Source organism: Hallella multisaccharivorax DSM 17128 (genome assembly GCF_000218235.1).
In the GTDB taxonomy this organism is placed as follows: Bacteria; Bacteroidota; Bacteroidia; order Bacteroidales; family Bacteroidaceae; genus Prevotella; species Prevotella multisaccharivorax.
The window spans coordinates 2,277,908-2,302,754 of sequence record NZ_GL945017.1 but is presented as its reverse complement, the minus strand read 5'-3'; the positions used below and the strand labels follow the sequence as shown (position 1 = coordinate 2,302,754).

Sequence of the window (24,847 nt, the reverse complement as noted above, 5' to 3'; positions counted from 1 at the left end):
TTAAAACCTGAATGTCTTGATGTCGGTACCGTTCAGCTTCTCAGTTTCAATTCCATAAAGGTGCGATTAAAACCAGCTTTGTCTGAGCCTCTGCTGCCGAGTTAGCCTGTTTTTCTTGTCTGTCTGTGTGATGAATGCAATGAGAAAGCATTACCTTTGCACTCATGGGAAAGAAGACTTCTACATTCGACTATAAGACTCTGGCTAGCTTTCTGCTTCCAGATGGTATCTTGGATTTCTTTGACGTGACAGACGTCAGCGAAGAGCATACAGGTAAATATGCAGAGACCGGAGCAGAGAAGATCAAGCTCCACATCTATCTTGATGAGCGAGATACACGCTCTGATGAGTGGCATGACCTTAAGCCTAACGGATTCACAGAGAGCCGTGAAGTGACAGACTTCCCTGTACGTGACCGCAAGGTCATCCTGCATGTGCGACGTCGCCGATGGATAGACAGTGAAGGCCATAATGTAGTTCTTAATCGCTATGATTTAGTTGCCAACGGCACCAGCTACTCGAAGGAGTTCGCTGATGTCTTAAAAAAAATATTTGGATACGTACCCCGTCACGGCACGTTCCGTGGCGCAGATCTACAAGATTGACGGTCGCCAACTTGAACGGGCGTATAAGGACTATCTGAACGGCTTCAAAGACTGGGATCAGGTTGACCACGCAGCTGAGTGGGTGTTGCTTCCTGAGAACATGGGAGATTGCCTGAGTATCGATGAGACTCTGCTTCATGAAGACCTCAGGACGTTTGTATCCAACAAGGCAGGACACGGTAAGCACGGTACTCTTGTTGCCTCTGTGAGCGGAACTAAGGCGTCTGATGTCATCAAGGTCCTGATGCAGATACCTGAAGAGAAACGTCTTGCAGTAAAGGAAGTGACCATGGACTTCTCTGACAGCATGTATACTATAGCCACTGAGGCGTTCCCTAACGCAGAGATCGTCGTGGACTGCTTCCACATCATCAAGCGCTGTACAGATGCCGTAGAGGAGGTCCGTCTGCGAGAGAAGCGCGAAGCCATAAAGGAGCAGAACAAACAGAAGACTGAACACAGAAAAAAACTCGAGAAGCGTGCCAAACGCCGCAAGTACTACAGGAAGAACCATCCGAAGAACTACAAGGGCAAGAAGCGTGGCCGTAAGCCGATGCGACTTAATCAGCGGTTCAAGCCCGAAGAACTGTCCAACGGTGATACTCATGTAGAACTGCTTACGAGGAGCCGGTACCTACTTACGCAAAGCGGTGACAAATGGGGCGAGAAGCAAAGGGAAAGAGCCAACCTGCTGTTCGACATGCATCCGAAGATAAAGGAAGCATACGGACATGTGTGCAGTCTTAGAGCTATCTTCAGAGATAAGAGCCTTAACAAGGAGACTGCAAGAGTGAAACTGCATGAGTGGTATCAGCGTGTAGCTAACTCCAACCTGCGTGAGATCAAAGTAGCCAGGGATGCTATCAAGTACAGAGAGGAGGAAGTTCTTAACTACTTTAACAACAGATCGACCAATGCTTCTGCAGAGTCCCTCAACTCAAAGACGAAGGGCTTCAGAGCACAAGTCAGAGGTGTACAAGACCTTCCTTTCTTCATGTACAGAGTTGCAACGATCTTCGGATAATAAAGTTAATCTATCCACGGACTATTGGTACTGAGCCAAATTAATGGATAAGAAAAATTTGAAGTCGGCCTTATTCTTTGTTATACTCTTCTTTGTGTTACTCTTCGCAATTAAGAGAATTACGACAGATGAACCTGAGCCGATTCCGGAGACCTCTTCCTCTGGAATCTCCATTGAAAAGTCACCTATTAAGGATAAAGCACCGACAACCCGTTTAGCTGATACTGATTCAAAAACTTCTGACTCAACTTCTAATGCAAGCATAGAGATTCCTGTCTTCACAAAGAGATTTCAAAGTCAGATTTTAAAAAGATATTCTTATACAGTTTCCTACAATAAAGACACACGGTGTCCTAATTGGGTGGCATGGAAACTTATAGCCCAACATACGGAGGGTCCGTATAACCGTAGTGGCTATAAATTTCATGAAGATATGGAGGTACCATATCCGCGTGCATATTATCAAGATTATAAAGGTAGTCCTTATGATATGCAACGAGGACACATGTGCCCAGCTGCTGATAATAAGTGGAGTGATCGTGCTATGGATGAATGTCATTTAATGACTAACATCTGTCCTCAATATGGAGATCTTAATGAAGGTGACTGGAAAGATTTGGAAGATGCGTGTAGAGATTGGGCAAGAACCTATGATTGTATTTATATCGTGTGTGGGCCAATCTTTACTTCTGGTCATCATAGAACTATAGGTGAAGACAACATACTTGTTCCTGATGCTTTCTTCAAAGTCATACTTCGCCTTGGTAATAATCCCCAAGCATTGGGATTTATCTATCCTAACAAAGCTTGTAGTGGAAATATGTCAACCTATGTAATGTCTGTGGATGAAGTAGAGAAGGTTGCAGGAATGGATTTCTTCAGTACGCTTAATGACAAAATAGAGAGCAAGGTTGAGAGAACCTCAAATTTAGGAGAATGGAGCAATTGAGAAGGAAGTGTAAATAGTACTCATGCTAGTTTACACTTCCATTAGGGCTTAGTTGTGGATAATGAATTTCATTTGAAAATAGTTTTAATGATATCCCACAGACCAAACGTCGTACGCCTATATACTCGATTATACATAGCTTTGCGAGGATGAAATATACCCATTCCCCGTTTGCCATAACCAGGTATTAACGCACGCTTAATAGCACATTTTGCTCTTCCTGTAGTTCGAGCACTGATACTTCTTTTTAAGGAAGGTTTTCTGAGACCGAATTTCATATAGCACCACTTTTTTACATGTCAATGATTTTCATATGCCCAAAATTAATCAAAAAATCAATAAGGCCAAAAGAAATGAGCATAAAATTTTGTCAGGTAAAGAAAAATTTATAATTTTGTGAAAAATAATAAAAGCGATATGGTAAACAATCCAGAAAAGATAAAAATAAAGAGGACTATACTTACCGCAAGCAGATCGATGCAGAGAATTCTGAATGGTGTAACTCACTTGAAATGAATGTGATGACAACTATTCTTCAAGAATTGTAATATAAGTGAGTAACTTATATACAAAGCAGTTTTCCTACATTGGGGATGAAGCCCGGTGATTGAATCAAAATATGAAATTTCTTAATTAGACTACATGGCAAGCAGTGGTGATAGTAGTTCTCTAGGTTGTGGAGCCTTGGTATTGATTGTGATACTAGGTTGGTTATTCACGACTTTCCCTGAGGTTATGTCAACCTTGGCTGTTATCGTTGTGGCCTTAATCGTCGTCGCAGTAGTTTCTAATAAGAAAAAAGAGAAAGCCAAAGAGGAAAGAAAGCTTAGACCTATTGTCCTATATAACAATTATCCCTTATTTTTCCAGGCCTATTACTATCAGAACATTTCCAAGAAACCATTTAGCGAGGACATGATCAATGATAGCTTGAATGCCTGGGCTAGAATTTATAGTAAGGTAAGTGATCAGCGTGCAGAGAAATGGAATAATATTCTCATGACACTTGAAAACTTTGATAAGGCTGACCATTCATTGTTTGAGGATTTTGTAAAGGGGAAGAACGTCGTTCCACAACGATACTTCAGAAATCGTTCAAAGATCAACCCCATCTTCTTGTTGCCATATGAATCAATAGAGACCGTAACTCAAAATACGGTTAATACCATAATAGCTGAGAAAAAGAAAGAGGGGATATATCAACAATTTTGTAAGAGGTACAAGAAATATCTAAAGGCTTTTCTGGATGCTAATCCTGCCTTGAAGACAAAAGATCAAATTCTTGCTTCAGAAGATAAGCTCAAGGAGTATATTGCAGCTAATCAAAGGTATCTTTCCTATATGGACTGGAAGGACACCCAGAACTCTTTTTGTCATGAAACAGACGCTATTGTGTCTACCCAATACAAAACATGGCACTCAATAATTAGAGATATTCAAATCCAAGGCGTGGACAAAGACAGCCATTCATTTGGCGATATTGTCCATATAGATCAGATTGCTATTAAAGAATACAGTGATGAAGCGACAGAAGATCAGAGTAAGGCAGATGTTGAAATTTACAATTGGGTAAAGTCCTTATCATTTGGTTCAGCCCATTATAATGATAAAGATATTGAAGCTGTTAAGAAATTCATAAAGTCGATAACAAAAGGGAATAAGACTCTTTTGGTTAAGGTTAATGATAATTTCTTAGGGTGGAACTCTCAGATTGTTGACTCCCTCTATGACAACTTGGGGTCTATCTTTGAAGATCTTGATTATTGTGATATTAAGAATTTAGGGAGTGTACTTACAAAAGATAAAGGTGAATATAAGTTTATCTTCTTGTTAGATTTGATTTCTGATGAGAAACAAGTTATAGAAAATAGCCAAGATGTCATGGATCTCTACGGTGAGTCTATGCCAGTGGTATGCTATCTCTCAATGGTTAGAGAACTGACAGAAGAAGAGGTTGCTGAACATATTCGTACTGAGAAGGCTCGTCGTCAACGGCTTCTCAGATACAATGATATCGTCGAGCAATTGCCTAGTGGAGTATCTTTGTGGTCTGTTCAACATAAAGCTAAGGATCTTAAAAATAAAGAATATGTCGTAAACGCAGAGAATGAAATTAAGCAGATGGAACTATCTGTAGCATCTGACGATATCTCTTCATATGTCTCATATTATCTTGCTCTTGGTATGGGCGTGAAGCGAATTTTGCGAAAGTTCCCAATGGACGACGAGGATGATAATGAGTTTTCGGAGTCCGATATAATGAAGTCTGATGGCGTCGATTCATTATATTGGGATGAGAATAATTTTCTTGCTATCGAACTTGGTGGTAAATCTAAGTTTAGGGCAATATGCTTCAATGGGCTGTCTCAGGAGATTGTTAATGAAATAACATCTTTAAAAGATAATCCATTCTCTCTTGCTTCGAACTTTGATAAATTTCTAAATGAAGTTCTTACGTTTCTTGGATTACCTACCGACTATCCATGGATTGTAATAGATCCTAAAAATGATGGGGTTAGCATTATTGTCGAATCCGGCAATATGAGGGATACACGTATAGAAACCATGGAAGGATATGTCAACGTACAGTTTTTGGAGAACAGAGACAACCTCTTTAATTCTGCTGACTTCGATTCAGTTCAAATTAAATGGAATGCTTTTCAAAAGGTTCCTCCCTCAATCGATGATTCCGATAGGCAATGCTGGTTCTGGAATTATAGTTTGCCGGATACACCACCTCAGACTACCTCGTTCACAAAGATAGACGAACTGCTCTACACATACTGCTCAAAGGTTGATTATAAGCCCTTTGACTATCAAGGTACTATGTACTATCTTGCCATCCGACATAGGATTAAGGATATGTGGGTAAATGGAGTGGAGAAAGCCTATTATGTGGACAACTCAAAAGAATGGATTTCTACATCAGAAACTAAGGATGCTCTTAACGAGCGAGGAATTTGTTTGGCTCTTGGCTTAAAAGGATTTGGCAAAAACCCATACATGGCAAAAGAGTGTTTCGAGAAAGCAAACAACGATGAAGCCAAATACAACTTGGCAAGTCTGATTGCTTGTGAAATAATTCCAGGAAATGGCTTTAATGTCAATGTACTTCTCCGACAGATAAAAGATAAAATGTTGTATACCAACATAATAATAAAGAATACAAAAAAAAATTATAAAATATGGTAGAACAATGAAGAAAGCGATTCCTATAATTCTCATCGTAGTAGTGCTGCTGTTAGTCTTTAAGGCTCTTCTCGGTGGATCTGACCTTAACACAATGGGAGATCCTCATTTTACTAAGGACGGCAGTCTTGTTAGTCAACCTCAGTTTGCTAAGGTTGATAGTGATGCTATTGTAAGATTTTACGTCGAATCTTCCGGCAGTATGAACGGATTCTTTAGAAATGGTCAGCCTACAGATTTCAAACGTGATGTCTACGAGATCATGAGTTATTACTCCAGATCAACAAAGGATATCAATATAATGACTAATGATGGAGGTGTTGCTGGTAAGATGAACTTGGCCAACTTCCAGAATGCTATGAATGTAGGTGCTTTGCAGTCCAACGCATCTACTCAAATTCCTATTATGCTTTCGACAATTGTCAGCCAGTTAAAAAAGGGAGAGGTAGCAGTTCTTATTTCTGACATGAAGTACAGTCCTGTTGGTGCTGCTGCTCCAGAAGTGTTGCTTACACAGTATGGATCTGATGTGGCCCGGATAGCTGGCTCTTCAGGTAAATCTTTCTCACTGATTAGTGCTATCTCTAGTTACGTTGACAAAATGGGCAACATCGTGACCAAGCGCTCCCCTTATTACTATCTTGTTATTGGGGATCAAAACAAGGTTTCCTATATTAGGAATGGTATATCCTCGATGCTTGATAGTCATAAAACATTCATAGATAACATGGATTTCGGCTATAAATATGCAACTGTCCCTTATACGTTTGGTATACCTCGTAATGCCGTACAATATGAGCAGCAACCGACTTTTTATAGCTATGATGAATCTTTAGGTGCATGTACCATTTCACTGAAGTTACATCTGGAAGCTTTCAGATGGATCATGGCTGAAAAAGATGTGATTCAGAAGTCTTTCACGGTCAAATCCACTTATGGTTCTAAGGTAAAAGTCAGTGATATCGAAATTAAAACTGACAATTATGTCAACCAGAAACTCAAGCGCTCTGCCGTTGCAACGATAAAATTGTCGGTAAGTAATATGCCCAGCGATATGGATGTCCTTCAATGGAATCTGAGAATTCCTGATGGAACAGATGCCACGTATATTGGACAATTCCTAGGCGCTAAGGATGAAAATGATGTTACGAAGTCATACTCCTTGGAGAACTTCATCATCGGTATCCAACAGGGTGGAATTGTGAACAAGCAACCTCAATCCAACTATATATTAATTACAAAAAATAATTTATAAATAATATGAGTCTGTTTAACCTTTACACTTGGGCAACAGGATCCAAAGCTGCATTTCTGAATTCATTTCAGAATCAGGACGAGCAATATGAGCAGGCGCAAGCCTTCTGGAATGGCTTAGAAAACAATGCGATTGCTTTCGTAGGCTTATTTTTGGCTCTAGGAATCGCCTGGGCATGGTTTTATTATGGTCCTTATAATAATATGCCAGGTAGGCATTATCGGCCCACACATTGGTGTATATTCCTTGGCATTTGTGCTGTATCTACATTCGTTTTTACTCTTGGTGCTGCATATTTAATACAAGCGCCAAAGCTTGATGGAGCATGGTCTATTGAGATCAAGCTATCGTTGGCTAATACGCTTTATGCCGTGATTATCTATATAATTACATCGATCATTTATTGTTCTTATTTACCAACAAATGCCTATCGGCTATTAAAGTTATAAGTCATGAAGAAAGTATTTATTTTTTGTATCGGCGGTACCGGACTCCGCGTGATGAAAAGTATCATCATGCTTATGGCTAGCGGAATGGATACCAATGGCTATACCGTCATACCTATTCTTGTGGATCCACACCAAGATCTGGATGAGAAGAAGAATCTCCAGTCTCTTGTCGACAGATATACAGATATCTATCATCGTACCATTAATGATGGAAAAGAGACTTTGAATCCTCTTAATGGCTTCTTCTCTTCAAATCTTTCTTGGCTTGGTGCTCTTGACGATAACACAAATGACGTCAATGAGAATATAGGTGTCGATAAGTCTTTTGAATCGTGGCTTGGCTTAAATAACTTGGCCAACAACGATTTGAATAATTATCTTGTAGATACTCTTTTCTCTACAAAGAATAAGCGCAACAAGCTATTGGTGGGTTTCAAGGGTAATCCGAATGTTGGCACCGTAGTTCTTGGCGACATTATTGAAAGTTCAGCATGGTTTGATTCTTTTAAGCGCCATTGTGACAAGGAGGATCGCGTGTTCATCATTAGTTCAATATTTGGAGGAACAGGCGCTTCTGGTCTCCCTTTGATAGAGAAAAAAGTCAGAGAGTCATCAAATGCACCCACTGTCAAAAACTCAATCATGGGTTCGGTACTCGTTTTGCCATATTATGGGCTTAAGGACCCTGAAACTTCACATAGTGATATTGACTCTGCAAATTTCTATACGAAAGCAAAAGCTGCTTTATCCTATTATGATTCAGGGAAACCGGAAGCAGACTACATCTATTATGTAGGTGAGACACAACTCCGACAGGTATATGAGAACAATGAGGCAGAGCAAAAGGACACGGCTAACTTTATAGAGCTCGTAGCTGCAACATCCTTGTTCGACTTCCTCACCCGTGAGAAACCCGAACAGACGCAATATCTGAGCCGTGCAATTGAGGACAATTCCGATTCTCTTGATAAGGACTCGCTTGGTAAAGGATATAATGGCTTGGTAAAGGCGGTAGCGGATTTCAACCTGCTTATTAAATTAGCAACGGTACTGAAGACAGAGAAGTATTTTCCACTATCTCAGGAGAGAGGATTCAATTCCAACTTCTACAATGATGTGGCATTCACTTCCTTGGAAGACTTCATGAGAGTCTATACTCAATGGTACGATGAACTTGCCACCAATAAACGTGCGTTTGCTCCACTGACTACCGATGCAAAGAATCTATCGGGCTTTGTAAAGGGAATGACGCTTGGTGGTGCTGATGATTCGTACTATCTGCTCCAGATGATTATGGCCAGCAACAAGGACAAAGAGGATCATCACAGCAATAAGTTCAGATACTTTCTTGATTTTGCCTACCAGGCAATCAATCACTATACAAATAAGATCTTGAAATAACTATGGCGAAGATAGATTTAAATATTATAGACCGCGGAACTACGGGCACCGAATGGATTGCAGAGAATACAGGCATCTCTTCGGAGAGTTTGAGTAAGGTGGTAGAGATGAAAACCGATAACGCCGGCGCGCTCAATTCACTGCCTACCCCATTTGCTCGTTTCTATGTGACAAAGGAAGCCTTTCGTCGTGTAGCAGAAGAAAAAAGGAATCCACGCAATGAGGCTGGATACGCCTATCAGATGATTGTGTCCAATTGCCTGGATGTTATAGAATTGTTGTTCAACTCTAAGTTCCATAAGAATAGCTGGTCTGCAACTGAATCCATCAGCATTAAGGAATGGGATCGAGAAGAGAGTATGAAAGACCTTAAAAATAAGGTACCTACCCTTTATAACTCTCTCAATACCTATTTCAATAGTGACCTTAAAGAGGATAAGTTGTATTTTGTCGTATATAATGAAGACGGCAAAGAATACCTGTTGGCTTGCAGTTCACCAATGACACTTTTTGTCACTCCCCCAGATATGGACGCTAATTCTATTAAGGAGAAAGGTGTGTCTCACATTGAATTTGAGGGTGAACAATATCAGAAATTACACATAAGCAGTAAGTCTGGTCGTGAATATTTCCGTTCAATATGCTTGTTTGAAAAGCGTGATGAGGATTTCAAGAATTATGTGTACAATAATTTATTCGGAGGATCCAATGTTGATAGTCGATTCAAGGAGATTCAAGAATACATAAAGCTATTCAAAGATGACCCTGATATCAAGAGTGGTCGGCATATTGATGTAGAACCAGTGATGTCCGATGTAAATGACGAAATTGTCATAAACGGGATTCAGATTGGGTTTGATAAAGCAGTTGATATCAATTCTTTCTTTACAAAGGATATCATCAAAGTCCCTTATCGTTTGTCCGACAAGGATGTGGTATTGTTCCCCAATATCAAAGCAGATCCGAATCGTACCTATGATTTTCTGATGCCTTTCCGACCGGAGATTATGAACTACTTTGATGGGGTTCCAGATTGTAAATGCCACATCAAGGATGGTGATAACGTTGTAGTAACCTTAAATTATAACGGTAAGGAATATATGAAAGAATATGAATCGGATCCTATCAGTGACAAGTATGGTCGTATAGTCGATTTGGGCAAAGCAAAACAGAACTTTGACCTGGGTCTATTCCCTAATATCCTATCAAATGAGAGCAACGAGAATAATTATTTCAAGATTCTGCTCGCCATAACGGACAAAGATGAGGAGGCACCCCAGCTATATATTGACAAAGCCAAGTTGTCTTTCTATCATAAAGCCGATGGGAAGGTTAATCGTATTAATGAGGAGGATGCGGATACCAAATATGAATATGGTGTTCGTCAACCTGTTGTGCGTACCCGTATCAATAACTCGCAGGAAAGACAATATGTGGAATATGAGTCGAAGTTCTACGAGGTGTACAATACTTCCTTTGAAGCTATTGATGTAGAGATTCTTGAACACCACGGTCTCGTCTTCCCTAAATGGAGACACAGTCGTCCGTCAAAACAGGCGTTCAAGTATGCTATTGACTTAGGTACCTCAAATACCTTCATTGCACGTTGCCAGGTAGGGCAAAATAATCTTCCGGAGTTGTTTAACCTGCAAGAGCCTATGGTTAGTTATCTTCATTCGTATAGTGATAATCCCCAGTTATCACTAGCCAATCGAATAGAGGATGCAATATTTGAGGGTGGCAAAAAGGCTTTTATTACTGAATTCGCACCATCTATCATCGATCAGAAGAAGTACAAGTTTCCTATTCGTACGGCATTGTGCCATGTGAAGGGTGATACTAACCGTGCTTCCCTGTTCAACAATCATAATATTGCCTTCTTCTATGAGAAGGAATTGGAAACTGTCAAACAGGAAATCCTCACCGATATTAAATGGGAGGATGACGAGAATCGCCTTAGGGTGTTTGTTCGTGAATTGCTGTTGATGATAAAGTCTGATGTACTCCAGCACAATGGTGACCTCGATTGTACTGAGATCGTCTGGTTCAGACCTCTGTCGTTCACCGGTAACATAAAAGACACGTATGAGACTGTTTGGGAATCTGAAACCAAACAGATTCTCGATATAGACCGTGACAAAGTACAGTGTATTACAGAGTCAGAGGCACCCTACTATTACTTCAAGAAGATGAACATCATCCCCAACTCAGAGGCTGTCACTGTCATTGATATTGGCGGTGGTTCTACCGATTTTGTCTATTTTGAAGATAACCAGCCTAAGATGGCCAATTCTGTTCATTTTGGCTGTGATGTGCTGTGGGACAATGGTACTGCTGAATTTACCAATCTTCGTGAGAATGGTATTTATCAGAAATTCATTAGCACGATACACTTTGATACTCCGAAACTGCAGGAGATCAATGACGGTATGGAAAGTGACAAGGATGCCACAACGCGAGATATCATTAATTTCTGGTTAGACAATGCCAATGATTGTGGTATTATCCGAGAGATTAGCTCAGCTTTCAAGCCTGTGTTCATATTCCACTTGACTGCTATTCTATATTACATGGCTAGTATATACAAGGATAAAGGGCTTAAGTGCCCCCGTACTGTTGTCTTCAGTGGTAACGGCAGCCGCTATATTGACAACTTCATCAGTAATAAGGATGCTGTATTGAAGAAGTTCATCGATCTTGTGTTTACCAAGGTCTATGGTGAGGCAACTGATGTGCATCTTAAGATGCCAGAGGAGCGCAAGGAAAGTACTTGCTATGGCGGCCTCTATCGTACTGAAGATGAACCGTCCGTACCTGAGTGTATTTATCAAGGCAATGGCGATAAGCAATACAAAGATGTTGGGGACATTGTTGCTGACTATCCTTCTATAAAATCTGTTTTGAAGAACAGGTATGAGGATATGATAGGTATTTATAAGAATATACTTTCACTGATGAAGCATGATCGTATACTCGACAACACGTCCAATACTGAGGCATATGTAGAAAAGGCCGGTGAAAGTATCATGGAGCTGTTGGATACCAATTTCAAGAAGGATGTGCAGCAGAAGTATGCCAAGGAGGACATCTACTTTGGATCGGTATTCTTCTTGCCAATCATCGATAAAGTATATCAACTTACCAAAATATAATACGAATGTCAGTATCAATATTTATATCAATCCTTATCTCAGCGGTTACTTTCACTATCTTCTTTTACTATCAGCTTCATTTCAATGCTGATGTAAAACGTAAGAGAGCAAAGTTCCAGAATCTGTTTAAAGAGGGAGAGAACGGATATCGGGTTAAAAGAGTATCAAATCTAGAAGGTGAAGACTTCCTTCAGATTGATGGCGATTTTGAGCCTACGAGCGATTTAGGCAAACTCATTTCCGAGATAAATGAGTATGTAAAGAAATCGAAAGGAACAACAGACTTCTCTGTCATCCAGAATAAGACAGAACGATTGGAGGATATGTTGTATGATGACTCAACAGCCCGTATGTCCTTCCCTATCTATTTGGGATTGATGGGTACGTTCTGTGGAGTATTCCTTGGAATCCTTTCATTCCTGGCTAATGTCTGGATTGATTCAGTCAATGATGATTCAATCAAGGGCTTGCTCATTGGTGTGCTTGTCTCTATGTCAACAAGTTTCATTGGCTTGTTCTTGACCACACGTAACAATTACTATTCGAGTGATGTAAAGCGAAAGGTTGATATCGACAAGAACAATTTCTATGATTTTATCCAGACGGAGCTTATGCCGTCGCTGGATGTAAGCATGGTATCTGCTCTCAACAAACTTCATGATACGGTAACTCAGTTTGAGCCGTCTTTCAACCGAGTAATTGCAAGCTTCCAAAGTACATTTGATAGTTGCACACGTTCATTCGGAGATAAGTTTGCACAGAATGTCGATGTAGTCTCACGTGCTGTATCCGTTATGGGTAACAATATGGATAAGATCAACGAGAATATTCGTTTACAGACCCAATTGCTCGATACTATTAAGAGTAATCAGATCGCAAAAGGTCTCCAGGCCTTTGTTGAAGCAACGGATCATTTCACTCAGCTCACTGCTTCCCTCAATAAATTTGAGCAAGCACGCCGTATGATGCTACGTGCAACTGACGAGGTAATCAATATGCAGAACCGCTATGCAGAGTCTTTGGAGATTCCTAAGGAACTTGTTATAAAAGTCAATTCCATTCTGGATAGAATAACAACATTCGAAAATAGCATAAATGCTCTGGGAGAAGATATCGCAAAGACACAAATGGTTGGCAATGATGTTATAAATACCATTTCAGACCAAATAAGTGCCATTAAGAAAAAGGGAAAGATAGCTGACCGGTATATGCTTCTTGCAGATGGTAAGCTTGAAGAACTTTACAAGCATCAGACTGCTGCAATAACTGGGATGACGAAAAACTATGAGGAAGCTATCAAGGAACATATTGCTGGTTTTAACAAGATAATCGCTGATAGCACGGAAGACTTCCAGAAGCGGCATGAGGAGTTTAAAGCTGCCTTAGACGAAAAGTTCAATGTTACAGAAGTTCACGAGGACTTTTCTAATTTGAAGAAATTGAGTGATATTGATAATCAACTCAAGCAAATCTCCAATATAGAGAATTCCTTGACGAAATTCCAGCAGAGTATGAATGAAATAAAGACTCTGTTAACTGATATAAAGACAGCCTATTCAAGTGTGATCCAGAAGAAAGATGAAGAGGAAGAACGTGGTGGCTTGTTTGGCTTATTCGGAGGACGTAACAAAGATAAAGAGAAGAAATGAAGAAGGATTTCAATAATTCTTTCTGGCCTAGCTATGTGGACGTGATGACGACGTTGTTCGCCATCACGCTCATATTGTTTGCTGTTACGTACGGTCGTTTCAAAACTAAAGAAGGCCAACTACAGATGCTAGTAAACGAATACGAAGATATCATTGACGTCTATTCGCAAGTAGACTCTATTGATAAAAGTAAGTTCTATGCTTACGATTCTCAGTACTTAAAACATACGTTGACGGTAAATATTACGTACCAAGACAAGCAGTATAATATCGCCAATAAATTGGAGTATGACCTGACTGATCCTGTGAAAGCTGATCAGAAACGTGATAGTATTCGTCAAGCAGGTATACTGGTCCAAAAAACTATTCAAGATCTTGAAAAGATAGGTAAGGATAGTAAAAATATTAAATTCTTAGTTATCATAGAAGGTCAATCCTCCAAGATTCCTTTTAATGATAACGATTGGCAGAATAATGAGACGCTGTCGTTCTTAAGAGCTTCATTCTTAAAGAAATTCTGGACTGATCCAGTCTCTCAGGGTGGATGCGGACTCTTTAAAACAACCAGTGAGAATGATCCTAATAGTAAATGTGAGATTATTGTCGCGGGAAGTGGCGAGGGAGGTGTTCCCCGTTATTATTATAAAGGTGGCGCAGATCCTATAACAGAGAATCCGAGAGAGGAGAAAAAGCAGATAACCAAGAGTGATTTAAAGGCTTGGATGAGTGTTGAGCAAAGGAACCAGCGATTCCTTATCAATATAATTCCAATTATTGGCAATATCGATGTAACGAAAGCCAAGTTTGACAAGATCTCTAAACATTAATTATAATGAATCATGAGCCCAATTATAAAGCTTGTTATAGCAATATTGCTTATCCTCTGCTTGTTTGATATGCCTTACGGATTTTACGCGCTAGTTAGATTCGCAGCAATGGCGGCATTTGCTTATCTTTCATATCAGAACTTTAAGATCAAACAAGATGGCAAAGGATTTTTGTTTGCTGTTTTAGCAGTACTATTCCAGCCATTTTTCAAGGTTGAGCTGGGGCGGACAATATGGAACATGGTTGACGTAGCAATTGCTGTTTGGCTATTCTATATCATAGTAAAAGGGCTTAAAAAGTGATAAGTTGACTTAAGGGCAAGGAACCTACATCCTTGCCCTATATTGTTCTCTATGTTCTAAGGTTGAGAAAATCTCAGAAATTTCGATGGATAATCTTAAAAACTGTTCAGTATGAAAGCGAAGATAATTATTGACTATGATGAGAAAGATCAGATCTACTCTGCTAATTCTCCAGAACTTGAACCTTATCATATTCTTAGCACTGAGGGATATGAGATACCGGATGTGTTGGAGCATTATGTTTCCAACATCGAGCGAGAGATCAGCATGTGTGAAAGAATGCTGAACAGAGGGGATGAGACAGACATTGACGATGAAGACTTCGATGCCTGTATGGTCTTGAAAGCTCTGACGGGGCTTTGGCTGTATGTAGAGGTAAATGAGCCTGATGATCTTGGTAATAATGACGATACCATGTACGTCAACGCGGCCAACATCATGTTCACACTTCATGCTAAGCAGAAAGATAAAGCAGGAAGAGACTACATCTTCCATCCAATGCGTGTGTCTATGAAATGCAATCTGATCGAGTCTAAGACGGTTGCTCTACTCCATGACACAGTGGAGGATTCAGCGTTGACTTTCGACAAACTCAGAGAGTATCAGTTCTCAGCGGAGATAGTCAACGGAGTCATTGCTGTGACCCGAAAAGTTGGCGAAAGCTACGCTGACTTCATAGAGCGCGCGTCGAAAGACGAACTCGGACATGCGGTGAAGATCAATGATTTGGAAGACAACATGAATATCACACGTCTTTCCAATCTCACCGAGAAGGACTGGCACCGTCTCAATAAGTATCTCCATGCCTGGCGGTACCTCACTGGATTGGAGGTAACGACTGAGAATATTAAGGAATAAGGATGATGACTGTTCCCGGACAAGTTTCCCCAACTCTTCGAGATAATCTTTAGTTCCTGACAATGGGTAGGTGTCGTCCTATTGCGGCAACGCACCCACTTTCTTAAGTCAGTTTGAATCTGAATCCTTGTAGAAAATTGTAGTGTGGCCCGATATTTTTAGAGGATTCCAGCAAACTTCAATCGATGCGGTATTGCAGTTCGAAAAATCTTACTTTTTTCTCTTCCTATCTTTCTTCTCATCCTCGAAATAGCTGCCTGTTGGCATTGCCATATCGCAAGCTACACAGTCGTTATAGCGTGCACGGGCATGACGCTCGTGGACAAACATTTTCTTAGTTCCTTCCTCGTCCTCGGTGAACTCCAGGTGGTTGTCGATGGCCATGGCTCCTGCCATACCATTCACGTCGAGGTTATCAGTACCTATGAGCGTGAAGGTCCAGTTCTGCTTTTTCATCTTCTCGATCAGCGTCTTCACCATCTTCAGTTTGTACTCCTCTGAACAGTTCTCCTCACCATCAGTGATGATCGTCACGAGGACATTATCCTCGGGCGAAGTCTGCGCGTTCATCTTGCTGATGCCGATACCGATGGCATCATAGAGGGGTGTGGCACCGCCAGGGTTATATTCCTTCGATGTCAGGGTATGAGTGTCGTTGACCGGCACGTTGTCGTAAATATAACGCTTGTGTGTGCTGTCGAAGGTAATGAGCGTCACGCGCTGCTCCATATCCGGATGCAACTGCTGCATCTTCCTCACCGTCTCCAGAGTCTCGTTCAGTCCCATAAGTGCCTGCTTCTCAATCACACACATACTGCCGCTCTCGTCCATGATGATCAAATTCATTACTCGCTTCATAATCGTATTCCTTTCTTATTTTTAATTGTTCAACTAAATTTATGCATAGCATGAATTAAGGCTGCGCTCGGAAGAGCTCAAATAAATTTAGCTTTTCTCTCGCTTGCACTTAATTTTCTTTTGCCTTCAATCTTTTATAAGAATAAAGAGGAACAAAAATTAAGTTGCCTCAAATTTTTTTTTTAAATTTGCAATAAGAATGACGACAAAACGAATCATAGGACTGACTGATGATGAGATCATCGAAGGATTGCGCGACCGCGATCCTCAGATAACCCGTGATTATTTTTACGGCTATTGCCGCATTGCCTATCACATCTATGATAGGCAGTATGACTTACAGTGGAAGCAGGGACTAGACTTCTATAGCATTGCCCACGAGTATTATATATCACTCGACAAGCACGACTTCAAGCAGTTGGAGGACCGTAAGCCGGGCTTGTCACTGAAGACCTGGATGATCAACGGCTTCCGCTTCATCCTTCTCGATCGACTTAAAGCCTATAACAAGGAACATCGTGTGCAGTCGTTCGAGGAACGTATCGGCAAGGACAATGTCCGTTTCGACGTTCCCGACAACAACTTCTCCGAGGACTTCCGCAAGACCGTTTTCGAGATCTGCCATAACATCTATGGGCGCGACTCCAAGTCCTCCATCATCCTTCAGATGCTCCTCATTGATGGCTTCAAGGGAAAGGAAGTCGCCACCCAGCTCGGTCTCACACCTTCTGCCGTCACTCAGCGTTTCCATAAGATGATGAACGATGTCGTCATCCCATACTTCAAGCGCTATTACGAAGCACCGATGGAGTCTGCTTGTCTTGAGGCACCTATGGCCGATTTCGAGGTCAGCAAAACTATGTCTTACGAATCTCAAATATCTACATATATGGAAAAAGACTATTCAAAGAGGATCACTCCCGATTATATCTCTCAGCTTCAGCCTAACGAAATCTTCGTCTTTGGCAGTAACCTTGCCGGTATGCATGGTGGTGGAGCTGCCCGTACAGCACGCCTCTACTTCGGAGCCAAGATGGGAGTCGGCGTAGGACCACAAGGTCAGAGCTATGCCATCCCAACGATGCAAGGCGGTCCCGAGACCATCCAGCCCTACGTTGATGACTTCCTCGTCTATGCCAAAGAACATCCCGATCAGACCTTCCTTGTCACCCCAATCGGTTGTGGTATTGCCGGATTCACTCCTGACGAGATCGCCCCATTGTTTCGTGATGCCATCAATGTAGACAACATCCACCTCCCACAGAGTTTTTGGGACGAGCTGATATAAACTTCTTACCTTATGAAAATTCGAGGCTCCAGATTCTTCAATAAATTTCAAGAAGGCATCAACGTAGACTGCATTCATTTTACGAAAACTTTCAGAGAAAGACGGATATTAATATTAACATTACATTAAAGAAATTATGGCACGTAGACAACGAAGGGCATTCCTTATGAGATGGAACCCAAGAATTTCATCTTATACTCAAGAGCGTTTTGATAAAGACTTCCCGTCGGGAGAAGCTTGTGATGATTGGTCGATATGGGATTATCAAAAGTCCCATTCTGGGGACCTCTATTTTATGGCCAAGGTTGGAAGCAAAGTTAATGGCATCGTTTGGGGAGGATATCTAAATGGTAGACCTTACCAACTACAAGATATTGCTACCGATCAAATATTGCCGGGAAGATTTATCAAGCTCACTTACCAGTTTATTCAGGATATTGATAAGCAGCGAGCATTTACATCGGATGAGTTATCAGAAGTGCTGCCAAATATAGATTGGGATCATGGCCACTCAGGAGTTCAGCTTTCAATAGAAGATTCCGAAAAGCTTGCTTTGTATCTTGGAAATATGATGCTTCATATGAAAGAAGACAAATATATCACTTATGATTCTTATGAAGAGAAGCATTATGTGATTTGTGATATGATTACCTATCTCTGTCCGCAACTGAAAGAGAGATTGCTCAAGGAAGGCAAAATAGCGGATGGTTACAAGCCTGCAAAAGAAATTACCGATATAGGCGTAAATTATATTGAAAATGCAGTCAAGGAGAATACATGTTTGGAGGATATTCTCTTCCTGACGAATATTAACGGTGAGTTGATTCTTCTCTCAGACGAAGATTAGCAGCAAGATGATAATCATAAGTTCCCCATGAAGTTAATACAGAAGAAATACGAAATATTCACGCTAGATGAACTATAAGACATCCTTGAGCTCAGACAAGTCATGTTTGTGGTAGAACAGAACTGTGCCAATTAGGATATCGATGACATCTACAAGTACTCCATCCACGAATGGTTTGAGGATGATGGAAAGATCTTAGCTTATATTCGCGTGTTTTGGCGAAACAAAGAGAAAGGGATCGCACAGATCGGTCGTATCATCACTGCTGTGAGAGACTATCGATGATATTCTATTTGCTTGTATAGAAACTGTCATCTTCTCCACTTTGCTCTCTGGCTCTGCTCGTCGTCAATATCGTTGACATTCATACCATGGCCGACTTCGTATTCATGATTAGCATCACGGGAACCGCCTTGCGCATCCACGACCCTGTTAGGAGTATTTGTGGATGAAGGCGTTTCCTGTTTCTCTTGGGGAAGGTTAACAACTCTGATAGGCTCCGGCGGCAATCCCATGGCGATACGATTGTTACGCCTTAGCCGATCTTGAACAGACTGGCTTAGCTGAATGGTCTCGTCATTCCATGAAACTGTGCCGCGATGGATACGTGTACCGAACTGGCGATGGAGCAAGCAGTTGATATCACGTGTTGTGGCGGTTGGGTTGTCCTTCAGAATATCATCTATAGTCTGCTCTATCTTGGCAAATCGGGTGGCGACATCCTCGAACTGCTGCAGTTCACGGATGCTGATGAACACATTTCCCTTGAAGACGGTCTTGTTTTTATGGTCAACGATGGCATATCCGTATGGGCAGTCTTTCTGTCCGAAGAACACAAGACTGATGCCGAACTTCTTCTTCATCGCAGTAGCCAGCTCTTCCTTGTTGGCTGACAGATCACGATACTTTCTGAGGATAGCTCTTAACTGACGACGTCGCTGGTCATCGGGACGGTTATCCTTCAGAGCATGCTGCATGATAAGTTGGGCTTGAAAGGTTCCCAATTCTTCACCGTTTCTATAAACGTGGACGACGGCCTTGTCGTCGTCATCCTTGCAGTCGAAGCCTTGACTCTCAAGAATGGCACAGAACTGAGACTTGGAAGTGTAGCGATAGCCAAGAGCGTCATTGACAACCCTTGAAACATCAGGGCTCTGTTGCTGTCCTGTATACTCCGCCATGATCCGCTCAGTAATCGTCCTACTATGTCGCTTCTCATGATCATGATTGATTTTGTGACCATCAGGTGCAACACGACTAGTGATGATGTGGATGTGGTTGTTGTCCGTGTCATGATGGGCATAGACAAGCAACGGCTGTCCTTCCTCAGCATAGCCCATCTCCTTCAGATACCGATGAGCGATGTCCAGCAGCTGCTCATGAGTATATTCCTGGCCCTTGCAACTGATGGCGACATGAAACTGTCCCTTCTCGATGTTCTCGTTCCGGGCAGTATACTCTATCAGATACTTCTTGAGATTAGCCACATTGTAATCCTGTGGAAGAAGCGCATCGAAGTTCTTAACCTCAATCAGTTCAGCGGCACCCTCACTTACCTTCTTTTCGTTATAGTCCACTGCATGAAAGTTTTCACTGCTGTGTAGAATGGTGATAATCATAGTTTCAATAGGTGTTGGCGTAGTTTTTCAAGGTCAGATCTCATCTCACGGATCAATTGCAGAGTCTCTCCAACCTCCGGTTCAAGAATCTGTCGGATATAGTCAGATGACAACTGCCCCTCGATTGCAAGCTCGTTGGCACGATGCTGTGCCTGGTTAAGATTGCTTCCTATCCAACCGAGTCGTTGGTCGAAGCGCACATAGAAGTCTTTCACCTCTGTCATTGACTCAAGTTTGCGTTTGGTTGCCTTGTCGTCGAACAGTCTGACGGCGTCTCGGATCATACCAGCCATCGTATGATAACATTCAGATTTCTTTCTGAACATCTCATATTCTTCCGTAGTCAGTCTGACTTTCTGCTCAATAGATCGTATTGGTTTTCTAGTTCTCTGTTTCATATTTCAAGTGATTAAATTGCGAGTTGCGAGCTAATTTTCCCCAGCTTTGCTGGCAAGTGAACCCAAGGAGAACTCTTTTCGGTCACAGCCGGAAAGAGGGCCCGCAGGGTACAACTTGCTATTCCCGAATAGACTGTCGTAGCACGTGTGATTGCAGATGACAGGAGGTCATTCATAAGATATGCGCAAAAGCCATAGTTTTACAGAGAATTGAAAAGGGCCGGTATCTCCCGGGACTCAGTGTTTCACTGGCTTGAAGTAGTCAAATGATAAAATCGATCCGCGGATTGTTTTTATCATTTGATTGTTCTGAGAGTTTTTATCATGTGATAAATAGATTCATTTGATTGTTTTTATCAGATGATTGCTCCGATAGTTTTTATCATTTGATAGATTTGATCCTCTGATTGCTCGGATTGTTTTTATCATTGCCATCAAGGGATTGTTTCTATCACCAGATTGTTTCTATCACCAGATTGTTTTTATCATTCAGGGGCATATCCTGGATCGGCACTGAAGAGACTGCAATCGGAACAATGCCGTGCCCCGAAAGATTGTCCTACACATGCCTTGTGTTAGATTTTGTCAGGAAATCTACATTGATAAAAATACCATTCCGGCTGTAGCCATGCGTGAAGACGTTCCTGCATCTGATACTGCTTTCGGACATGTCAAGCAACTCTTTGGGGGACAGGAGGGAAACATAACTGTCATCCGTCTGCCACCCGTAGGCCAGTCCGCCCTCAAACCGGCGATACAGGATGCTGTCGCCGGACATGATCCTGATGTCCCTGCAGAACACAGGGTTGCGCTTGGTGACCAGCCTGATGTCCCTGCCAAGTATCTTCTGGAAACACAGCCGAAGGAAGTCATTCCGCCCGGCTGTGGAGCCAAACGGCGTGTTGGCAGACGGAGGGAGACTGAGATGTCCCCTGCCCATGGGCTTGACGATCAATGTCAGGTCCTTGAAAGCCATCCCAAGCACCTCTTCCAGCTGCTTGCAGAACAAGGCTGCAAGCAGGCAGTGGAAGGGCGTCTCGACGGACTTGTCGACCCATGTCAGCCTGCCGTCTTTCTGTCCGGCGAAGACGCTGCGGAAGAAAGACCAGTGCTCCGGGTCCTTCGAGACAATACTGGGAAGAAAGGTTTGTGTAGTCGTGTCCTCCCTGAAGAAAACATTGAAAGTCAAAGCGGCTTTCTGAATGGCCGGAGCCGTTTTTGCTGTCATGGGAATAGTGTTTGTGTGGTTGTCATGTATTGAATGATATTGCATTTTTATAGAAATTACCCCGCCTAAAACTTGCATAATCCATGAATTATTCGTATATTTGCATATAAACCAAGCGCTTACAACATATTCATTCACTCCTTAACAGAAGTCGTTATGCTTGCACTTATCTTCCTGTATATGCTTATCATTGCCGTGGTCCTGGGTACCGTTGTCCTTGTTCTGAAGTTGATTGGCTATGCCGTCCTGTCCGTTGTCCTGTGGATGATCTTTTCCATTGCCAACCTGTTTGAGCGGAAGAAGAAGGCCGTCCGTCAGCGCAGGTAACCTGTGCCGGCCGGCCATCGCCCTGGACGCCTCAGAATACCTTCAGCTGATAGGAGTGGTCAGTGAGCTGCTCGATGATTGCATTCTCCCTCATGTTGCGGATATAGTCCTTGGCCGTTCTCGGTTTAATTTCCATCATGTCCACGATGGCGGTGACCATGTCGCTGTAGGCAAGTCTGTCCGTTTTCTCAAAGATGCCGACAGCGATGTTCTTCAGGTCGTTGACCTTCTGCTTCTCCTTGTCTTCCTTGGATTTGACACCCTTATATACGAACATATCCTCCTGCTTGTCCCACGCGAAGAGCATCATGGGAATGTCGAGCGGACTGCCGTCCCTGACCTTGATCGCCTTGACCACGGAAAACACCGGGTCTGCATCCTTCTCGATGGAAAGGATGCCCGCCGCCTTGCGCTGGAGTTCCGATCCGATGTGTCCGCGGAGCTTCATGCCGTTGGGCACGAAGTGCAGCACGCAGACGATGCAGCAGTGGTAGAACCCGGCCAGGCGGTACAGCTCATCAATGACGTCGACGCTCTCCAGCTCATCATTGGCAGAGCGGACGAGGTCCGCCACACCATCGATGATGACCAGCTGGATACCCCTGTGCTGATGAAAGTTCATGTCCAGTGACGTGCGAATAATCTCCAGCCGCTCCTTCCTTGACAGCTCCGACAGGTGATAGGCATGGAAGAAGGCCGGCTTGTCGGTGAGGCAGGCACGTTGAATGGCCTTTCTGACGTTCTTGTAAAGTTGATGTTCCGACTGTTCCGTGTCGAAGAGAAGTACGGCCTTGCCCTTTGGATTGGGAATAATGGTCAGGCCGAGCGTGCGCTCTGGTGCGAGCGCCTTCCCTACGATGGTACCGGAGATGATGGCAGCCACAAAGTTGCTCTTTCCCACGCCTTCACCTCCGGTCAGGCAAAAAAGGTTGTCGCAGGTGCCTACGGGTACATCGTTGACCTCCACAACCGATGAGGATTTGGGAGGCGGGTTGGAGTAGTCCAGCTCGCACGACTTGAAGATGACAGAGCTCTTTTGGTAGATGTCCTGTATGAGCCCACTGATGAGTCCGTCGAGCTCCTCCGATGTGTGTCCCAGGGCGAAGAAGTCAGAGATGTCCTTCTCGCCTTTCTCACCGGACAGCGGCAGTGGCAGCCGTTTCACCTGATAGGCTTTCAGCTCCTGCTCAAGACGTGCAGAACTTTCCCTGCCTGTCTTGTCCATGTCATAGAGCAGGACGATATGCTTGAACCGCCGCTGCAGGTTCTCTATGATATGGACAGGAGGCATTGCCGTCTCGCTGTTGAAGCACACCGCATGGAAGCCATGCGCTGCCAGCGACATGACATCCTTCTCGCCGCCGGTGATGAACACCATGTGTCCGCGTGAGGGCAGTTGTTCCAGCCCAAAGACATACTCTCCCGCGGGACGGTGTGCATACAGGAAACGCAGCTTGCTGTTGGGCATATACACTTTGACGGCATTGTCAACGGTATGGTAGACGAACATAGGATGAGTGGGTGTAGAGCATATACTGTACGGTTTCCCCTCCTTGGAAATGCCGTTAATCATCTTTCCGCTCATAACCTTGTATTTTCCAAGTACAGACGGAGCGATTCCATACCTGCCCCAAAATTTCAGTTCCCCCTCTGTAAAATCCTTATAGCTCACCGTGATCTCTGGCTGTTGTGGCGGTTCCCTTTCAACAGGCTCTTGCTTTGGCGGCTGATAGCCGAACTTTGATTTGAGGTCTTTCGAGTTTGAACATCTGCAATCCTCCGTACCAAAGCGTTCAAGTGGAATACCGAGCCCCATATCGTTGATAATCCGGCGGAGAATTTCCCTGAAGTCTCGTCTCATGTCAAGCCCCAGCACTTGGGCGACGAACCAGAAGCAGTCACCGGAATAATCCAGATTGCCGAAGTCCTTCATCAAAAAGATGCCGCTTTTTCTGCTCATGTGGATGCAGCAGGAGGCTTTTGTATCATTGTAGAGCGGATTCCTGAATTTCCTGTTTGGAATAAAGTCCACCCCCATGTAGTGATGAAATACATCCAGTCCCTGACGAGTTTTGTCCAAAATTTGAGTTTTGGTATCCATAAAGATTAGAATAAGTTTTAGGAGGTTAACGGCTATGTATTGCCCATAGCTCTGAATTGGCTGATATTCTTTGAATATGTCAATATTCTGGCCAGGGCAGTTATCTTGTCTATTCCTTTGCATTTTATACTGCCCGTATTGATTCCTTCGTATATTGATGCCAGCTTATACGAAACGTGATTCATCGATTCATACTTGAAGGTTATTCTGCCTTCTTTTCTCCAGCGTTTCAATGTTGTATCGGAAATCTGAAGTATCTCCATCACCTCACGGCTACCGACCAATATGTTCTTGGCCCGAAGAATGTCTTCTTCATCATTATCAATTGTTGCCGGGGGTCCCTCAATTGGCGGGGGTACGTCTCCAGCCAAGATCATGTGCAGGTTGCAGACCTCATGTCGCAGGACTTTGACATCTTCACGCGTTTTGACCAGCATCTTGCACATAGCCTCAATTTGTTGGGTGAGTGCTCTCTCCATAGGTCGTTTGTTAGTTTTCTAAATGATATAAGATTATGATC

21 protein-coding genes are annotated in these 24,847 nt (G+C 42.7%); 15 read left to right on the top strand and 6 right to left on the bottom strand.

Features of this window, described 5'->3' with window-relative positions; translation table 11 throughout:
* Positions 1 to 164 precede the first annotated feature (164 nt).
* The 12 genes from PREMU_RS15720 (at position 165) to PREMU_RS15715 (ending at position 15,661) form a co-directional block, all read left to right on the top strand.
* On the top strand, positions 165 to 605 hold the full coding sequence (locus PREMU_RS15720; RefSeq protein WP_040557951.1) for an ISAon1 family transposase N-terminal region protein: 441 nt from the start codon (positions 165 to 167) through the stop codon (positions 603 to 605).
* A complete protein-coding gene (locus PREMU_RS09930; RefSeq protein ID WP_040558262.1) occupies positions 553 to 1,629 on the top strand; it encodes a transposase in 1,077 nt (358 codons plus the stop codon). The genes PREMU_RS15720 and PREMU_RS09930 overlap by 53 nt, the downstream gene beginning before the upstream one ends.
* Before the next feature lie 43 nt (positions 1,630 to 1,672).
* Positions 1,673 to 2,578: a DNA/RNA non-specific endonuclease gene (locus PREMU_RS09925; RefSeq protein WP_007575011.1), complete on the top strand. Its 906-nt coding sequence runs from the start codon at positions 1,673 to 1,675 to the stop codon at positions 2,576 to 2,578.
* Between the two features lie 642 nt (positions 2,579 to 3,220).
* Positions 3,221 to 5,770, top strand: coding sequence for a hypothetical protein (locus PREMU_RS09915; protein ID WP_007575009.1), 2,550 nt, complete (start codon positions 3,221 to 3,223; stop codon positions 5,768 to 5,770).
* Between the two features lie 4 nt (positions 5,771 to 5,774).
* Entirely contained in the window at positions 5,775 to 7,022 is a 1,248-nt protein-coding gene (locus tag PREMU_RS09910; RefSeq protein WP_007575008.1) for a hypothetical protein, read from the top strand.
* Between the two features lie 5 nt (positions 7,023 to 7,027).
* On the top strand, positions 7,028 to 7,471 hold the full coding sequence (locus tag PREMU_RS09905; RefSeq protein ID WP_007575007.1) for a hypothetical protein: 444 nt from the start codon (positions 7,028 to 7,030) through the stop codon (positions 7,469 to 7,471).
* A gap of 3 nt (positions 7,472 to 7,474) precedes the next feature.
* A complete protein-coding gene (locus tag PREMU_RS09900) occupies positions 7,475 to 8,872 on the top strand; it encodes a hypothetical protein (protein ID WP_007575006.1) in 1,398 nt (465 codons plus the stop codon).
* A gap of 2 nt (positions 8,873 to 8,874) precedes the next feature.
* Positions 8,875 to 12,024: a Ppx/GppA phosphatase family protein gene (locus PREMU_RS09895; protein ID WP_007575004.1), complete on the top strand. Its 3,150-nt coding sequence runs from the start codon at positions 8,875 to 8,877 to the stop codon at positions 12,022 to 12,024.
* A 5-nt stretch (positions 12,025 to 12,029) separates the two neighbouring features.
* Positions 12,030 to 13,673: a hypothetical protein gene (locus PREMU_RS09890; RefSeq protein ID WP_007575003.1), complete on the top strand. Its 1,644-nt coding sequence runs from the start codon at positions 12,030 to 12,032 to the stop codon at positions 13,671 to 13,673.
* On the top strand, positions 13,670 to 14,500 hold the full coding sequence (locus PREMU_RS09885; RefSeq protein ID WP_007575001.1) for a hypothetical protein: 831 nt from the start codon (positions 13,670 to 13,672) through the stop codon (positions 14,498 to 14,500). Before PREMU_RS09890 ends, PREMU_RS09885 begins: the two co-directional genes overlap by 4 nt.
* A gap of 12 nt (positions 14,501 to 14,512) precedes the next feature.
* Positions 14,513 to 14,803: a DUF6804 family protein gene (locus PREMU_RS09880; protein WP_007574999.1), complete on the top strand. Its 291-nt coding sequence runs from the start codon at positions 14,513 to 14,515 to the stop codon at positions 14,801 to 14,803.
* Positions 14,804 to 14,914: 111 nt separating this feature from the next.
* Positions 14,915 to 15,661 (top strand): hypothetical protein, encoded by a 747-nt coding sequence (locus tag PREMU_RS15715; RefSeq protein WP_007574997.1) that lies wholly within the window; start codon positions 14,915 to 14,917, stop codon positions 15,659 to 15,661.
* Positions 15,662 to 15,871: 210 nt separating this feature from the next.
* Here PREMU_RS15715 and PREMU_RS09870 read toward each other — a convergent pair whose 3' ends face one another.
* Entirely contained in the window at positions 15,872 to 16,507 is a 636-nt protein-coding gene (locus tag PREMU_RS09870) for a vWA domain-containing protein (RefSeq protein ID WP_223918638.1), read from the bottom strand.
* Positions 16,508 to 17,408: 901 nt separating this feature from the next.
* Between PREMU_RS09870 and PREMU_RS09865 the strand changes: the two genes are divergently transcribed.
* Both PREMU_RS09865 and PREMU_RS09860 read left to right on the top strand, forming a co-directional pair.
* A complete protein-coding gene (locus PREMU_RS09865) occupies positions 17,409 to 17,807 on the top strand; it encodes an A1S_2505 family phage non-structural protein (RefSeq protein ID WP_040558911.1) in 399 nt (132 codons plus the stop codon).
* A gap of 136 nt (positions 17,808 to 17,943) precedes the next feature.
* The gene (locus tag PREMU_RS09860) at positions 17,944 to 18,654 is read left to right on the top strand and encodes a hypothetical protein (protein ID WP_007574991.1); all 711 of its coding nucleotides are present in this window, start codon (positions 17,944 to 17,946) and stop codon (positions 18,652 to 18,654) included.
* 311 nt (positions 18,655 to 18,965) lie between these two features.
* On the opposite strand, the gene PREMU_RS09855 is transcribed toward PREMU_RS09860, so the two are convergent.
* From PREMU_RS09855 to PREMU_RS09845, 3 genes are all read right to left on the bottom strand, one after another.
* Positions 18,966 to 20,273, bottom strand: a complete 1,308-nt coding sequence (locus tag PREMU_RS09855) for a relaxase/mobilization nuclease domain-containing protein (protein ID WP_007574989.1) — start codon at positions 20,271 to 20,273, stop codon at positions 18,966 to 18,968.
* Positions 20,270 to 20,671, bottom strand: coding sequence for a hypothetical protein (locus PREMU_RS09850; protein ID WP_007574988.1), 402 nt, complete (start codon positions 20,669 to 20,671; stop codon positions 20,270 to 20,272). Before PREMU_RS09850 ends, PREMU_RS09855 begins: the two co-directional genes overlap by 4 nt.
* Positions 20,672 to 21,230: 559 nt before the next feature.
* A complete protein-coding gene (locus PREMU_RS09845) occupies positions 21,231 to 21,899 on the bottom strand; it encodes a hypothetical protein (protein ID WP_156803997.1) in 669 nt (222 codons plus the stop codon).
* 156 nt (positions 21,900 to 22,055) lie between these two features.
* On the opposite strand from PREMU_RS09845, the gene PREMU_RS15075 reads away from it, so the two are divergent.
* Entirely contained in the window at positions 22,056 to 22,226 is a 171-nt protein-coding gene (locus PREMU_RS15075) for a hypothetical protein (protein ID WP_007574983.1), read from the top strand.
* A 31-nt stretch (positions 22,227 to 22,257) separates the two neighbouring features.
* Here the strand turns inward: PREMU_RS15075 and PREMU_RS09835 are convergent, their stop codons facing one another.
* Together PREMU_RS09835 and PREMU_RS09830 are read right to left on the bottom strand one after the other, a co-directional pair.
* Entirely contained in the window at positions 22,258 to 24,327 is a 2,070-nt protein-coding gene (locus PREMU_RS09835) for a bifunctional DNA primase/helicase (protein ID WP_007574981.1), read from the bottom strand.
* Between the two features lie 32 nt (positions 24,328 to 24,359).
* Positions 24,360 to 24,806: a MerR family transcriptional regulator gene (locus tag PREMU_RS09830; RefSeq protein WP_007574980.1), complete on the bottom strand. Its 447-nt coding sequence runs from the start codon at positions 24,804 to 24,806 to the stop codon at positions 24,360 to 24,362.
* Positions 24,807 to 24,847 lie beyond the last annotated feature (41 nt).

Coding starts and splice junctions, on each gene's coding strand:
- PREMU_RS15720 (WP_040557951.1), top strand. CDS start 165: ATGGGAAAGAAGACTTCTACATTCGACTATAAGACTCTGGCTAGCTTT.
- PREMU_RS09925 (WP_007575011.1), top strand. CDS start 1,673: ATGGATAAGAAAAATTTGAAGTCGGCCTTATTCTTTGTTATACTCTTC.
- PREMU_RS09915 (WP_007575009.1), top strand. CDS start 3,221: ATGGCAAGCAGTGGTGATAGTAGTTCTCTAGGTTGTGGAGCCTTGGTA.
- PREMU_RS09910 (WP_007575008.1), top strand. CDS start 5,775: ATGAAGAAAGCGATTCCTATAATTCTCATCGTAGTAGTGCTGCTGTTA.
- PREMU_RS09905 (WP_007575007.1), top strand. CDS start 7,028: ATGAGTCTGTTTAACCTTTACACTTGGGCAACAGGATCCAAAGCTGCA.
- PREMU_RS09900 (WP_007575006.1), top strand. CDS start 7,475: ATGAAGAAAGTATTTATTTTTTGTATCGGCGGTACCGGACTCCGCGTG.
- PREMU_RS09895 (WP_007575004.1), top strand. CDS start 8,875: ATGGCGAAGATAGATTTAAATATTATAGACCGCGGAACTACGGGCACC.
- PREMU_RS09890 (WP_007575003.1), top strand. CDS start 12,030: ATGTCAGTATCAATATTTATATCAATCCTTATCTCAGCGGTTACTTTC.
- PREMU_RS09885 (WP_007575001.1), top strand. CDS start 13,670: ATGAAGAAGGATTTCAATAATTCTTTCTGGCCTAGCTATGTGGACGTG.
- PREMU_RS09880 (WP_007574999.1), top strand. CDS start 14,513: ATGAGCCCAATTATAAAGCTTGTTATAGCAATATTGCTTATCCTCTGC.
- PREMU_RS15715 (WP_007574997.1), top strand. CDS start 14,915: ATGAAAGCGAAGATAATTATTGACTATGATGAGAAAGATCAGATCTAC.
- PREMU_RS09870 (WP_223918638.1), bottom strand. CDS start 16,507: ATGAATTTGATCATCATGGACGAGAGCGGCAGTATGTGTGTGATTGAG.
- PREMU_RS09865 (WP_040558911.1), top strand. CDS start 17,409: ATGGAAAAAGACTATTCAAAGAGGATCACTCCCGATTATATCTCTCAG.
- PREMU_RS09860 (WP_007574991.1), top strand. CDS start 17,944: ATGGCACGTAGACAACGAAGGGCATTCCTTATGAGATGGAACCCAAGA.
- PREMU_RS09855 (WP_007574989.1), bottom strand. CDS start 20,273: ATGATTATCACCATTCTACACAGCAGTGAAAACTTTCATGCAGTGGAC.
- PREMU_RS09850 (WP_007574988.1), bottom strand. CDS start 20,671: ATGAAACAGAGAACTAGAAAACCAATACGATCTATTGAGCAGAAAGTC.
- PREMU_RS09845 (WP_156803997.1), bottom strand. CDS start 21,899: ATGACAGCAAAAACGGCTCCGGCCATTCAGAAAGCCGCTTTGACTTTC.
- PREMU_RS15075 (WP_007574983.1), top strand. CDS start 22,056: ATGCTTGCACTTATCTTCCTGTATATGCTTATCATTGCCGTGGTCCTG.
- PREMU_RS09835 (WP_007574981.1), bottom strand. CDS start 24,327: ATGGATACCAAAACTCAAATTTTGGACAAAACTCGTCAGGGACTGGAT.
- PREMU_RS09830 (WP_007574980.1), bottom strand. CDS start 24,806: ATGGAGAGAGCACTCACCCAACAAATTGAGGCTATGTGCAAGATGCTG.